The 13523-nt window shown below is 67.6% G+C and carries 12 protein-coding genes and 1 riboswitch; of the genes, 10 read left to right on the top strand and 2 right to left on the bottom strand.

Annotated features, from left to right (window positions below; translation table 11 throughout):
- The first annotated feature begins 13 nt into the window (after window positions 1–13).
- The gene (locus tag FPY90_RS09575) at window positions 14–1177 is read left to right on the top strand and encodes a serine hydrolase domain-containing protein (protein WP_498685225.1); all 1164 of its coding nucleotides are present in this window, start codon (window positions 14–16) and stop codon (window positions 1175–1177) included.
- Here FPY90_RS09575 and FPY90_RS09570 read toward each other — a convergent pair.
- A complete protein-coding gene (locus FPY90_RS09570; RefSeq protein WP_498685224.1) occupies window positions 1174–1446 on the bottom strand; it encodes a hypothetical protein in 273 nt (90 codons plus the stop codon). The genes FPY90_RS09575 and FPY90_RS09570 overlap by 4 nt on opposite strands.
- Before the next feature lie 151 nt (window positions 1447–1597).
- Between FPY90_RS09570 and FPY90_RS09565 the strand changes: the two genes are divergently transcribed.
- The gene (locus tag FPY90_RS09565; protein WP_498685222.1) at window positions 1598–2374 is read left to right on the top strand and encodes an SGNH/GDSL hydrolase family protein; all 777 of its coding nucleotides are present in this window, start codon (window positions 1598–1600) and stop codon (window positions 2372–2374) included.
- Window positions 2375–2426: 52 nt separating this feature from the next.
- On the top strand, window positions 2427–3158 hold the full coding sequence (locus FPY90_RS09560; protein WP_071216976.1) for a VIT1/CCC1 transporter family protein: 732 nt from the start codon (window positions 2427–2429) through the stop codon (window positions 3156–3158).
- A 130-nt stretch (window positions 3159–3288) separates the two neighbouring features.
- Here FPY90_RS09560 and FPY90_RS09555 read toward each other — a convergent pair whose 3' ends face one another.
- Window positions 3289–3966, bottom strand: a complete 678-nt coding sequence (locus tag FPY90_RS09555) for an NADPH-dependent F420 reductase (RefSeq protein WP_498685221.1) — start codon at window positions 3964–3966, stop codon at window positions 3289–3291.
- Window positions 3967–4259: 293 nt separating this feature from the next.
- Here FPY90_RS09555 and FPY90_RS09550 point away from each other — a divergent pair, with 293 nt between their 5' ends.
- The 7 genes from FPY90_RS09550 (at window position 4260) to FPY90_RS09520 (ending at window position 13402) form a co-directional block, all read left to right on the top strand.
- Window positions 4260–4880 (top strand): CPBP family intramembrane glutamic endopeptidase, encoded by a 621-nt coding sequence (locus FPY90_RS09550; protein ID WP_175475575.1) that lies wholly within the window; start codon window positions 4260–4262, stop codon window positions 4878–4880.
- Between the two features lie 164 nt (window positions 4881–5044).
- On the top strand, window positions 5045–5629 hold the full coding sequence (locus tag FPY90_RS09545; RefSeq protein ID WP_498685219.1) for a hypothetical protein: 585 nt from the start codon (window positions 5045–5047) through the stop codon (window positions 5627–5629).
- Window positions 5630–5793: 164 nt separating this feature from the next.
- Window positions 5794–5894: riboswitch (glycine riboswitch) on the top strand.
- A 178-nt stretch (window positions 5895–6072) separates the two neighbouring features.
- Window positions 6073–8910, top strand: coding sequence for an aminomethyl-transferring glycine dehydrogenase (gene gcvP, locus FPY90_RS09540; protein WP_175475576.1), 2838 nt, complete (start codon window positions 6073–6075; stop codon window positions 8908–8910).
- 38 nt (window positions 8911–8948) lie between these two features.
- Window positions 8949–10061, top strand: a complete 1113-nt coding sequence (gene gcvT, locus FPY90_RS09535; RefSeq protein ID WP_498685217.1) for a glycine cleavage system aminomethyltransferase GcvT — start codon at window positions 8949–8951, stop codon at window positions 10059–10061.
- Between the two features lie 86 nt (window positions 10062–10147).
- Window positions 10148–10528 carry a glycine cleavage system protein GcvH gene (gcvH, locus tag FPY90_RS09530; protein WP_071216974.1) on the top strand — a complete coding sequence of 127 codons (381 nt, stop codon included), beginning with the start codon at window positions 10148–10150 and terminating at the stop codon, window positions 10526–10528.
- Window positions 10525–11844, top strand: a complete 1320-nt coding sequence (glyA, locus tag FPY90_RS09525; RefSeq protein WP_498685215.1) for a serine hydroxymethyltransferase — start codon at window positions 10525–10527, stop codon at window positions 11842–11844. Before gcvH ends, glyA begins: the two co-directional genes overlap by 4 nt.
- A gap of 142 nt (window positions 11845–11986) precedes the next feature.
- A complete protein-coding gene (locus FPY90_RS09520) occupies window positions 11987–13402 on the top strand; it encodes an L-serine ammonia-lyase (RefSeq protein WP_071212631.1) in 1416 nt (471 codons plus the stop codon).
- The last annotated feature ends 121 nt before the right edge of the window (window positions 13403–13523 follow it).

Below are 13523 nucleotides of genomic sequence, written 5' to 3'. Positions count from 1 at the left end.
TAATGTGGGGGTCGTGACTACGCAGAGCAACCACACCGATGTCATTGACCAGCGCTTCGCCCCGGTGGCAGAGCTGATGTCTTCCTTCGCCGCCAACGATCCGGACTACTCCGGGCAGCTGGCCATCTACCAGGGCGGGAACCTGGTGCTGGACATGAGCGTGGGGGAGCACTGCACCCCGGACTCGATGACCGGGGTGTTCTCCTGTTCCAAGGGCGCCGGGGCCATCGTCATGGCGCTGCTGGTGCAGCAGGGACTGCTGGACCTGGATGCACCGGTGGCCGTGTACTGGCCCGAGTTCGCCGCCGCCGGCAAGGCCTCGATCACCGTGGCCCAGCTGCTCAGCCACCAGGCGGGCCTGCCCGGGGTCGAGGGCGGGTTCACCCAGGAGGAGCTGCTTGATTCGCGGCTGGCGGCCGGCATCATTGCCGCCGCCGCGCCGCTGTGGACCCCGGGCAGCACGCACAGCTACCATGCGCTGACCATGGGCGTGTTCATGGAGGAACTCGCCCGCCGCTGCGCGCAGGAATCCCTGCAGGAGATCTTCGAGCGCCGCATCCGCGCCCCGCACGACATCGACTTCCACCTGGGCCTGCCCGAGGAACTTGAACCGCGCTTCCGCCCGGTCCTCAAGGGCGCCAACGGCGAGCCGGCACCCTTCATCGACCCGTTCTCCCCGATGGGGCTGGCCCTGAACTCGACCGGCGGATTCGACGGGCCCAAGGGGCCCAGCTTCGAGATCATGGACGTGCCCAATGTGCGCGCCATCCGCGAGGCCGGGCTGGCGGCGATCGGCGGGGTGGCCAACGCCCGCGGGCTGGCCAAGCTCTACGCCGCGGTGAGCACCGGCTTCGTCGACGAGTCCGGGGACGAGCATGCGCCGCTGCTCACCGAGGCCACGATCGCGCAGGTCACCCAGGACCGGGTGTTCGGGCTGGACCGGGCCGGCGGGTACCCCGGGGCCTTCGGCATCGGGTTCATGAAGGCCCACGCGAACAACGACTTCGGATCCGCGCGGGCCTTTGGCCACGACGGGGCCAACGCCTCGCTGGGCTATGCGGATCCGGCCTACGGGTTGGCGCTGGGCTACGTCCCGGCACGGGCCGAGGCGAACGGGACCGGGTCCCGCGGTGGGCAGCTGAGCGTGCTGGCCCGCCAGGTGCAGCTGGCCGGTTAGATGACCCCGGAGTAGGAATCGTGCAGGTGCTGGTCGCCGCGGTTCTCTTCGAGCCAGGGGATCTGCGCGGGGCCGGGGCCCTGGTGGGTCGGCACGACGTCGCAACGCACCTCGTAGGTCCCCGGGCCCACGGAAACCGGACCGCTGCCATGCGCCCCGGGCTCGGGCGTGTGCGCCGGCATGCCCAGGGGCTCGGCACCGTGGCCGATGACGTTCCTGGCGGGATGCCCGTTCGTGCGGTGGGTATTGCGACGGTTTGTGGCCTTCATGTTTTCCAGCGTGCGCGCGTTGGCTAGGTGCGCGCTGTGTGCCGGCACAGCGCCGCCGGTGAGTCGTGTCCGCGTGGGTGGGTGCCCGGGTGTTGCGCAGCGTGTCGCCGCGGTGCCGGGACAAGACCGGTGCCGGCGATACGCTGGGGGCGTGGAATTTTCGAAACGATATCTGGCCCTGGGCGACTCGTTCACCGAGGGCATGGGCGATGTGGATCCGAACCGTCCGAACCGGGTGCGTGGCTGGGCCGACAGGGTGGCCGAGCAACTCTGTGCGGACCCGGACTGGGGATACGCCAACCTGGCGATCCGCGGCAAGAAGGTCGGGCAGGTGATCGCCGAACAGCTGCCCGTGGCGATGGCCATGCGCCCGACGCTGGTCAGCCTGTACATGGGCGGCAACGACATCCTGCGCCCGGCCGTCGACATCGACGCCATGATGTCCAGGTACGAGGAGGCGGTCGGCCAGCTGGCGGCCACCGGCGCCTCGCTGCTGCTGTTCACCGGGTTCGATTCCAATGGCTCGGCGATCTTCGAGAAAACCCGCGGCCGCACCGCCATCTACAACGAGGCCGTGCGCGAGATCGCCGAGCGCCACGGGGCGGTGATCGCCGACTACTGGCGATGGCGCGAATTCCGGGACTGGCGCTACTGGGCCACCGACCGCCTGCACATGGGCACCGCCGGACACACCCTGATGGCCAGGAAGGTACTCGGGGTCCTGGAACAGGACAGCGACATCCAGCTTCCCGAGCTCCCGCCGCTGGTTGTGCAGTCACGGGCCGAAAAGCTGCGTGGGGACGCGACCTGGGCCAAGGAATTCCTGGCCCCGTGGGTCAAGCGCCGGCTCACCGGCACCTCGTCGGGGGACAACCTGTCCGCCCGGTACCCGCGTTACGTTTCGCTGCCGGTGCCGCGGGTCCGGTAATCGCAGGTCGCGCCGCTGGCCAAGAAGCATCGAGGGTGCTTTGCTGGTGGGCATGGACGGGCAGCAGGAACCGCAGGGACAACACGAGGACGAACCGCACAACCAGGGCGTGGCCGAACGCCTCAACTGGCTGCGCGCCGGGGTGCTGGGCGCCAACGACGGGATCGTCTCGGTAGCCGCCGTGGTGGTCGGTGTTGCCGGCGCCACCACGGCGAACGGGCCGATCCTGGCGGCCGGGGCGGCCGCTGCCATCGGCGGGGCGATCTCCATGGCGCTGGGGGAGTACGTCTCGGTGTCCAGCTCGGCGGACTCGCAAAAGGCACTCATCGAGAAGGAACGCCTCGAGCTGGCCCAGATGCCGCAGGAAGAACTGGCGGAGTTGACCGGGCTCTACGAGGCCAAGGGACTGAGCCCGGAAACCGCAGCACGGGTGGCCCACGAACTGACCGCCCACGATGCGCTGGCAGCGCACCTTGATGCCGAGCTGCAGCTCGACGAGCAAGAGGTCCTGAACCCGTGGAACGCCGCAGTGGCCTCCGCGGTGTCCTTCACGGTGGGGGCCGCACTGCCCTTCGCCACCGCGGTGTTCCTGCCCGGGCCCCTGAAGATCCCGGTGACGTTCATTGCCGTGATGCTGGCGCTGGGAATCACCGGCGCGCTTGGCGCCAGGCTGGGCGGGGCACCCATGCTGCGCCCGACCCTGCGGGTGCTCATCGGCGGGGCCGCGGCGCTCGTGGTCACCTTCGCTATCGGCTCCTGGCTGGGGGTTGCCGGGATCGTGTAGCTGCCGCTCGGTGCACTTGCTTCGGGTCCGGACTGGATCTGCGGGGGTTTGGGTGGTGGAACGCCGCGGGGAGCCCGGCCTGGTGGCCGGGCTCCCCGCGGTGCTGCTGACATGTGTGGTCGGGTCCGGATCAGCCGACGATCTTCAGCGCGGTGCCCCAATTGAAATCGGGCAGCGCGGGGTTGACCTGCATGGCCATGACCAGCAGCTGGAAGCCCTCGAGCTCCCGGGCGTGGTGCAGGCCGCCGACCTCGATCGGGCGCATGCCGGCCGCCGTGACGAATGCGGCTACCTCGGCGCGGGCGGAATCCTCGCCGGCGATGAAGACATCCAGCGGCTCGCCTGCAGCCGAACCGGCGGTCAGCGGGCCGGCAAAGGTGGTGTTGAAGGCCTTGACGACGGTGGCCGAAGTCAGCGCGGCGATTTCCTCGGCAGCCGAGCTGCCGGCAGCGGTGGTCAGCGAGTCGAAGGTCGAGAAGTCCACCGGGTTGGTGATGTCGATGACGATCTTGGAATCGAGGGCGGCACCCTGGGCCGCGACGTATTCCTTGGCGGCGTCGAAGGGCAGCGCCAGGACGACGATTCGTCCGGCCGGGGCCTCGGTGAGGTTTCCGCCGGTGGTGCCACCGCCGAGCTCCGCGGCGAGCGTGGCCGAAGCCTCGGTGTCGCGGGCCAGGACCTGAAGGTTCTTGCCCGCTGCGAGGGTGCGGGCCGCCAGTGCGCGTCCCATGTTGCCGGTTCCGATGATGCTGATGTCGATGGACATTGCTGCCTTCTTTCCGAAGAGTCGAGCGAGGAAGTTTTTCATGTGGTCTCAATCCATATGGTTGAAGCTTCAAGTACTACGGTACGCCTCTTTTGATTGAAGTGTCAAGTGTTTATTCGCGGAGGTTTTGGGAGAGCCGTTGCCGTCGCCTGGGCGGCGCGGGCTTGCGGCCGAAAAAGCCTGGCTGACGTGGGCAATGGTTGACAGTTTTGCAGATGGTTGTGGAGGCTTGGGGCATGGTTGGAGACGAAAAAAGCACAGCGGCTGCCGAAACCGGTCTCGCCCGTGCCGGACGGGGGCTTCCCGGTCCGCGAGCGAGGCGCCTGGTGCTTCTGGTGAGCCCACTGGCCATCGTCGGCGTCGGCCACCTGGTCGCGCGCATCGCTGCCGACATGAACGCCGGGACCGCGTGGCTGTGGGTGGCCGCCGTCTACTGGGGCCTCATCGCAGCGGTCCTCGCCATGACCACCGACGCAGGGCAGCGTCGGGCTTGGTTTCGGCGCAGTGCCAGGCGCCCGGCCTGGGTGTGGATCGTGGGCCTGCTGCTCGGGCTGTTCCCGCTGGCGGGGATCCTTGCACTCAATCTCGGCTTGGTGGCGCAGTATCCCGGGGTGTTCGTTTCGGTATTGGCTTTTGCACTGGTCAACCCGGTCTTTGAGGAAGTGTATTGGCGCGGTGCGCTCCTGGATGCCGGCCGCTGTTGGCCGTTCTGGGTGATCGCCTTGTACTCGACGGTCTTGTTCGTGGCCGGCCACCCGCTGATGTGGGGCGTCTTCTCCATCGGGAACCGATCGGTGGTGCTCTACGCCACGCTGTTCGTGATGGGCCTGGCATGGTCCTGCATGCGCCGGGCCACGGGCAGCCTGCGTATTTCCATGCTGTCCCATGGCCTGGTTGATGTGGGGAACCTGTCGGTCTTTGTCTTCATGAACCTCTATATACCGCCCGGAATGTGATGCCTGGCATGGCTCCGCGGGTTCCCGGAACCGAAAGGAACATGGCGGCCCGAAACCGGGTTCCCCTACCGGCGTGGCGCGCATTGGAGGCGGGACCTAGGATGGGCTGAACAACCGCACCGCAGGTCGGAGCGCCGGTCCCGTCCAGCCAAGGAGGCGTCACGATGGAAAGGTTGACCCCTGAGGATGCGGGCACCCTCCGGAGCCGTCCGCGGACGGCCGCGTCCATCGGAGTGCTTGTCGCAGTGGTCGCCACCGCAGGCTGGGCGGGGTACCGGATGCTGGATCCGGTGGCAGGGCACGGCCAAGGCAACCTGACCTGTCACAGCACCGCGGCCCCCGGGGTGGCTCCGGGCGTCTTGACCACTCCGTGGATCGAGGTGAAGCCCGGGAGTTCGCTCCGGGTGCGGGCGCTCACGTTGGTGGCACCGGTGAACTATGCACTTGCCGGAACGGGCATCCAGCACGACGGTGTGCAACTTGGTGCATGGGAGTACCCGGTGGGCGATGGCGATCCGGAAATGCAGGCCACGTGGCTTTCCCGCACCGAACTGCCGGCCACCCTGGACGACCGGACCGATCATTCGATCATCATGGCGCTTGAACCCGTCGACGCGAGCCAAGAGTCCTCACTGCGTGCCGTGCGCGTGCGCTATGACAACCAGTGGGGCATTCCATATTCGATCGACGTCGGACCACGCTTCGAGGCCAAGCCCAGCTGCCTGCTCGACGAAGGGGAGGCGGACTAAGGGCAACCGCCGTCCCGGCAGGGGTGGTCAGTATCGGGCGAAAGCCCGAAAACTCTCTTGTGGAGCCCAAAAGACGGTTCTGACCTGAAGCGGGGCGACCCGTGTTGTTTGGCTCACGCTTCGCCGGTAGGATGGGAGTCGTGCCTCGAAAGAGGCACAGCCACTGACATGCGGCGGGAGAGTCCCGTACAGCGAAAGTTGGTCGGGCGCCGTAGGAGCAATTCCTCCCCGGGAAACTCTCAGGCCCCCGTACCGCCGCGAAGAGGCAACTCTGGAAAGTAGCAACATCGCCCTTCGGCGGTGCTGCTCACCGAAGGTGCAAGCACGTTCCGACTACCAAGTCCGGTGCGTCGCGGAAACTCTCAGGTCACAGCAACAGGGTCGGGGAGGAACTTGCAGCTCGTTCGGTGTGCGCGCACGCCGATGACCCAATGGAGTTCCCCATGACCGTGACCCCGTCCGCTGAGTTCGTCGCCCGCCATATTGGCCCCCAGGGCAGCGACATCGACACCATGCTTTCGCAGCTTGGTTATTCCTCCCTCGACGAACTCGTCGACACGGCCGTCCCGGCCGACATCCGCCAGTCCGAACCCCTTGACCTGCCAGGCGCCCTGACCGAGGCCGAGGCCCTGGCCAAGCTGCGCGAACTGTCGAACAAGAACGTCATGAAGACCCAGATGATCGGCCAGGGTTTCTCCGACACCTACACCCCGCCGGTGATCCTGCGCAACGTGCTCGAGGACCCGGCCTGGTACACCGCGTACACCCCGTACCAGCCGGAAATCTCCCAGGGCCGCCTCGAGGCGCTGCTGAACTTCCAGACCATGGTCATGGACCTGACCGCGCTGCCGATCGCCAACGCCTCCATGCTTGACGAGGCCTCCGCCGTCGCCGAGGCCGTGCTGCTGATGCGCCGCGCCAACAAGGCCAAGGGCTCCGCCAAGACCGTGCTGGACGCCAACCTCTTCCCGCAGACCGTCGCAGTGGTCCAGGGCCGCGCCGACGCACTGGGCTTCGAGGTCGAGATCGCCGACCTGACCGCGGGCCTGCCCGAGGGCGAGATCTCCGGAATCGTGCTGCAGCAGCCGGGCAACAACGGCGCCGTCATCGACCACTCCGGCATCATTGCCGCGGCCAAGGAACGCGGCGCGATGGTCACCATCGCCGCCGACATCCTGGCTCTGACCCTGATCGCCGCACCGGGCGACCAGGGCGCCGACATCGCCGTGGGCAACACCCAGCGCTTCGGCGTCCCGCTGTTCTTCGGCGGCCCGCACGCGGCCTACATGGCGGTGCGCAACGGCCTGGAGCGCCAGCTGCCCGGTCGCCTGGTCGGCGTGTCCAAGGACGACGTCGGAACCCCGGCCTACCGCCTGGCACTGCAGACCCGCGAGCAGCACATCCGCCGCGAGAAGGCCACCTCCAACATCTGCACCGCGCAGGCGCTGCTGGCCATCACCGCCTCGATGTACGCCGTGTACCACGGTCCGGCGGGCCTCAAGCGCATCGCCCAGCGTGCCCACAACCACGCCCGCGCCATCGCCACCGCACTGTCCGGCTCCGGACTGGGCCTGGCCGCCGAGTCGTTCTTTGACACCGTCCAGGTGACCGTCGAGAACGCTGACATCGTCATCTCCAAGGCCGAGGACGCGGGCATCAACCTGCGCCGCGTCAACTCCACCACCGTGGGCATCTCCACCGACGAGACCACCACGAGCGCACACGTTGCCGCGATCGCCGGGGTCTTCGGCATTGAGGGCGAGTCCTTCGCCGCCGAGGGCTTCGAGCTGCCTGCCGCCGTGCAGCGCACCAGCGACTACCTGACCCACCCGATCTTCAACACCATCAAGTCCGAGACCCAGATGTTGCGCTACCTGCGCCGCCTCTCGGACCGCGACCTGGCCCTGGACCGCACCATGATCCCGCTGGGCTCGTGCACCATGAAGCTGAACTCCACCGCCGAGATGGAATCCATCTCCTGGCCGGAATTCGCCTCCATCCACCCGTACGCACCGGAGCACCAGACCGAGGGCTGGCGCGAACTGATCACCGACCTTGAGGGCCGCCTGACAACCATCACCGGCTACGCGGGCGTCTCCATCCAGCCCAACGCCGGTTCGCAGGGCGAATACGCGGGCCTGCTCGCGATCAGCGCCTACCACCAGTCCAACGGCGAGGACGCACGCACCGTCTGCCTGATCCCCGCCTCGGCACACGGCACCAACGCCGCCTCCGCCGTGCTTGCAGGCATGAAGGTCGTCGTGGTCAAGACCGCCGCGGACGGATCCATCGACGCGTCCGACCTGGATGCGAAGATCGAAGCGAACAAGGACGTTCTCTCGGCCATCATGATCACCTACCCGTCCACGCACGGGGTCTACGACCCCGACGTGCGCGAGGTCTGCGACAAGGTCCACGCGGCCGGCGGCCAGGTCTACATCGACGGCGCCAACATGAACGCCCTGGTGGGCCTCGCGCAGCCGGGCCAGTTCGGCGGCGACGTAAGCCACCTGAACCTGCACAAGACCTTCTGCATCCCGCACGGCGGCGGCGGACCGGGCGTGGGCCCGATCGGCGTGGCCGAGCACCTGATCCCGTTCCTGCCGGGCGATGCCTCGGGCACCTACTCGATGCGCGACGGCGTGCCGGTGGTCGCCACCATGTTCGGCTCCGCCGGCGTGCTGCCGATCTCCTGGGCCTACATCGCGATGATGGGCGGCGACGGGCTGACCGACGCCACCAAGACCGCGATCCTCTCGGCGAACTACATCGCTTCGCGCCTCAACGAGCACTTCCCGATCCTGTTCACCGGCAACAAGGGCCTGGTCGCGCACGAGTGCATCCTTGACCTCCGCGAGCTGACCAACAAGACCGGCGTCACCGCCGAGGACGTGGCCAAGCGCCTGATCGACTTCGGCTTCCACGCCCCGACCCTGTCCTTCCCGGTCGCCGGCACCCTGATGGTGGAGCCGACCGAGTCCGAGGACCTGGCCGAGATCGAGCGCTTCATCGAGGCCATGGTCGCCATCCGCGGCGAAATGGAACAGGTGCTCGCCGGGGACTTCGCGATCGAGGATTCCCCGCTGCGCAACGCCCCGCACACCGTGGCCGCAGTGGTCAACACCGCCTGGGACCGCAAGTACACCGTCGAGCAGGCGGCCTTCCCGGTTCGTGCGCTGCGCGTGGACAAGTACTTCCCGGCCGTGGGACGCATCGACGGCGCAGGCGGCGACAGGAACCTGATCTGCTCCTGCCCGGCTCCCGAAGCCTTCGAAAACTAGTCCACGACCACTCGATTTACCTCACGAAAGGTAGCTTGATGAGCGACCCGAAGAAAACCTCCCTGCATGCCAAGCATGCGGAACTCGGCGCCTCCTTCACTGACTTCGGCGGCTGGGACATGCCGCTGAAGTACGGTTCGGAACTGGCCGAGCACAAGGCCGTGCGCGCCACCGCCGGCCTGTTCGACCTCTCCCACATGGGTGAGGTCTGGGTCGAGGGACCCGAGGCGGCGAAGTTCCTGAACTCCGCGCTGGCCGGCAACATGGCCGTGATGTCCGTGGGCCGTGCCAAGTACTCGGTGATCTGCAACGAAGCAGGCGGCATCATCGACGACCTGATCACCTACCGCCGCGGCGAGGAAAAATTCCTCGTGGTGCCCAACGCCGGCAACGCCCCGGTGGTTGCCGCGGCGCTGGCCGAACGCGCCGCGGGCTTCGACGTGGTCGTCACCGACGCCTCGGCGGACACCTCGCTGATCGCCGTGCAGGGCCCGGCCTCCGAGGCCATCCTGCACGAACTGGTCGATGAGTCCACCAAGAGCCTTGTCACCGACATGAAGTACTACGCGGCGGACGAGGCCACCGTGGCCGGCTTCGACGTGCTGCTGGCCCGCACCGGCTACACCGGCGAGGACGGCTTCGAGCTGTACCTGCCCAACGACCAGGCACCCGCCCTCTGGGACGCGCTCATGGCCGCCGGCGCCAACCACGGGCTGATCCCCGCGGGCCTGGCCTGCCGCGACTCGCTGCGCCTGGAAGCCGGCATGCCGCTGTACGGCAACGAGCTGTCCCTCGAAGGCAACCCGTTCGAGGCCAACCTGGGCCCCATCGTCTCCTTCAAGAAGGAAGAGGACTTCACGGGCCGCAAGGCGTTGGAGGCCATCAAGGCCGAGGGCGCCAAGAAGGTGCTCGTGGGCCTCAAGGGCCTGGGCCGTCGCGCAGGCCGCGGCGGCTACCCGGTTTCGGTTGACGGCACCCAGATCGGTTCCGTCACCTCCGGCCAGCCGTCCCCGACCCTGGGCTACCCGGTGGCCCTGGCCTACGTCGAGCCGGCGTACGCCGAAATCGGCACGAAGGTCGATGTCGACCTGCGCGGCAAGCCGGAGGCCTTCGAGGTCGTCGCGCTGCCGTTCTACACCCGAGCCAAGTAACGTTGTCGGTGGCGGGCGCGACGCGTCCCGCCACCGATCAACCGGCTTAACTTCTTTACCCACATTCTTTGAGAGGAAACACCCCCATGAGCAAGGTTCTCGCATCCCTTCGTTACTCGGCCGAGCACGAATGGGTTGACGCCTCGACCCCGACCAAGGTCGGGATCACCCAGGTTGCCGCCGACGCACTGGGAGACGTCGTCTACGTTGACCTGCCCGAGGTCGGCGACGCCGTCACCGCCGGCGAAACCTGCGGCGAGGTCGAGTCGACCAAGTCGGTTTCAGACCTGTACGCACCGGTCACCGGCACCATCGTCGAGGTCAACCAGGAAGCCATCGACAACCCGGCCATCCTGAACGAAGACCCGTACGGCGCCGGCTGGCTGTTCACCGTCGAGGTCACCGAGGAAGGTCCACTGCTTTCGGCAGCCGACTACGCCTCCGCCAACGGCGGCGATGTAGCGTGACCGCAGTTTACGAATCCCTTGCCCCTGCGTCGCTGACGCAGGACATCGGGACGCTTGATCCGGAGATCGCGCAGCGCATCGACGCGGAGCTGGCCCGCCAGCAGCGCGGCCTGGAGATGATCGCCTCGGAGAACCACACGGCCTTGGCCGTGATGCAGGCGCAGGGCTCGGTGCTGACCAACAAGTACGCCGAGGGCTACCCGGGCAAGCGCTACTACGGCGGCTGCGAGGAGGTCGACGTGGTGGAGACCCTGGCCCTGGAGCGGGTCAAGGCGCTGTTCGGTGCCGGGTTCGCGAACGTGCAGCCGCACTCCGGCGCGCAGGCCAACGCCTCGGTGATGCACGCGCTGATCCGCCCGGGCGACACCATCATGGGGTTGAACCTGGCCCACGGCGGGCACCTGACCCACGGGATGAAGATCAACTTCTCCGGGCGCCTCTACAACATCGTCCCCTACGGGGTCGAGGAGGACACCCTGGTGGTGGACATGGACAAGGTCGAGGCCCTGGCCCTGGAGCATAAGCCGAAGATGATCGTGGCCGGCTGGTCCGCCTACCCGCGGCAGCTGGACTTCGCCCGCTTCCGGGAGATTGCCGACAAGGTCGGGGCGTACCTGTTCGTGGACATGGCGCACTTCGCGGGCCTGGTCGCCGCGGGGCTGCACCCGAACCCGGTGCCGCACGCCCACGTGGTCTCCTCCACCACGCACAAGACCCTGGCCGGCCCGCGCGGCGGGATCATCCTGACCAACGACGCGGACATCGCCAAGAAGGTCAACTCCGCGGTGTTCCCCGGGCAGCAGGGCGGCCCGCTGGAGCACGTGATCGCCGGCAAGGCCGTGGCGTTCAAGATCGCCGCGACCGAGGAATTCCGCGAACGCCAGGAACGCACCCTGGCCGGGGCCAAGATCCTGGCCGAGCGCCTCACCGCACCGGACGTGGCGGCGGTCGGCATCAGCGTGCTGACCGGCGGCACCGATGTGCACCTGGTCCTGGTGGACCTGCGCAACTCCCAGCTGGACGGGCAGCAGGGCGAGGACCTGCTGGCGAAGGTGGAGATCACGGTGAACCGCAACGCGGTCCCCTTCGACCCGCGTCCGCCGATGGTCACTTCCGGGTTGCGGATCGGCACCCCGGCGCTGGCCACCCGCGGCTTCTCCGAGGCCGCGTTCGTGGAGGTCGCGGACATCATCGCCGAGACCCTCATCGCCGGCACGAAGGCGGACAACGAGGCGACGCTCGCGGCGCTGAAGGACCGCGTGCATGCCCTGGCCAACGCCCACCCGCTGTACCCGGAATTGGCAAAACTGGCATAATCCCGGTTCGCCAACCACCTCGCCGCGAGCCCGGGATCCACAAGGTCCTGGGCTCGCGGTCTCTGCACCACCGACAGTGACGCGCCTCACCAATCCGCGTGTCGGCTCCCACCCAGCAATGTCTCTTGAAAGAAGTATTCTCGTGGCTATCAGCGTTTTTGATCTATTCACCGTCGGAATCGGGCCATCGTCCTCGCATACGGTGGGACCCATGCGTGCGGCCCACGCATTCGCCGCCAAGCTGGTGCGCGAGGAACACCTCGCGAACACCGCCACCCTGCGCGTCGATGTCTACGGCTCGCTGGCAGCCACCGGCCGCGGACACGGAACATTCACCGCAATCATGCTGGGCCTCGAGGGCTACGAGCCCGAGGCCATCCTGCCCGAAGAGGTGGACTCGCGCCTGGAAGACATGGCCGCCACGGGCAAGCTGCAGCTGTGCAAGGCCGTGGGCGAGGGCGCCGGCAAGGAACTCGACTACAAGGTCGAAGACATGATCCAGCACCCGCTGACCATCCTGCCGCGGCACACCAACGGCATGAAGATGGCAGCCCTGGATGCGGACGGCAACGTCCTGGCCGAGGACACCTATTACTCGGTGGGCGGCGGATTCATCGTGCGCGAGGGTGCCGAGGAAAAACTCGCGGCGAACCTCGAGGAGGCTGTCAGCGCGCAGCCCTACCCGTTCACCACCGCCGCCAAGCTGCTCGAGCACTGCGCGGAGACCGGGCTGTCGATCGCCGGGGTCATGGCCGCCAACGAGGAGGTCTACCGCTCCAAGGAAGAGATCCGGGAAGGGCTGCTGCACATCTGGCAGGTCATGGAGGACTGCAAGAACGCCTCGCTGGAACGCGAGGGCGTGCTGCCCGGCGGGCTCAAGGTCCGCCGCCGAGCTCCCGAGTGGCACAAGCGCCTGGCCAAGGAAGACAAGGACCGCGACCCGGTGTTCTGGCAGGAATGGGTCAACCTGGTTGCCCTGGCCGTCAACGAGGAAAACGCCTCAGGCGGCCGCGTGGTCACCGCCCCGACCAACGGGGCGGCCGGCATCATCCCCGCGGTGATGTTCTACGCGACCCACTACGCACCCGGTGCCAAGTACTGGAACCAGGAGGAGCGCGAGGACGTGATCGTGCGCTTCATGCTCACCGCCGCGGCCATCGGCGTGCTCTACAAGGAGCAGGCCTCGATCTCCGGCGCCGAGGTCGGCTGCCAGGGCGAGGTCGGTTCGGCCTCCTCGATGGCCGCCGGCGGGCTGGCCGAAATCCTCGGCGGAACCGTTGACCAGGTGGAAAACGCCGCGGAAATCGCGATGGAACACAACCTGGGCCTGACCTGCGACCCGATCGGCGGACTCGTGCAGATCCCGTGCATCGAACGCAATGCCATCGCCGCTTCCAAGGCCATCAATGCCGCCAAGATGGCGCTGATGGGCGACGGGCAGCACCACGTGACCCTCGACGAGGTCATCATCACCATGCGCGAGACCGGCAAGGACATGAGCGACAAGTACAAGGAAACCGCGATGGGCGGCCTGGCCGTGAACGTCATCGAATGCTAGCGGCGTAGCCGGTAGCCTGTTGCGGCCCGGCCGGTGCCACGACCCGGAGGACTCCGGGACGCGGCACCGGCCGGGCCGTCGCTCTTTTTCCGGTGCCGGTGTCCGGCTGGTAGCGTTCGAA

This window comes from Arthrobacter sp. C2, from assembly GCA_024207135.1.
Classification (GTDB): Bacteria; Actinomycetota; Actinomycetes; order Actinomycetales; family Micrococcaceae; genus Paeniglutamicibacter.
The sequence above is the reverse complement of the archived record's forward strand: the minus strand, read 5'-3'. Positions and strand labels throughout refer to the sequence as shown.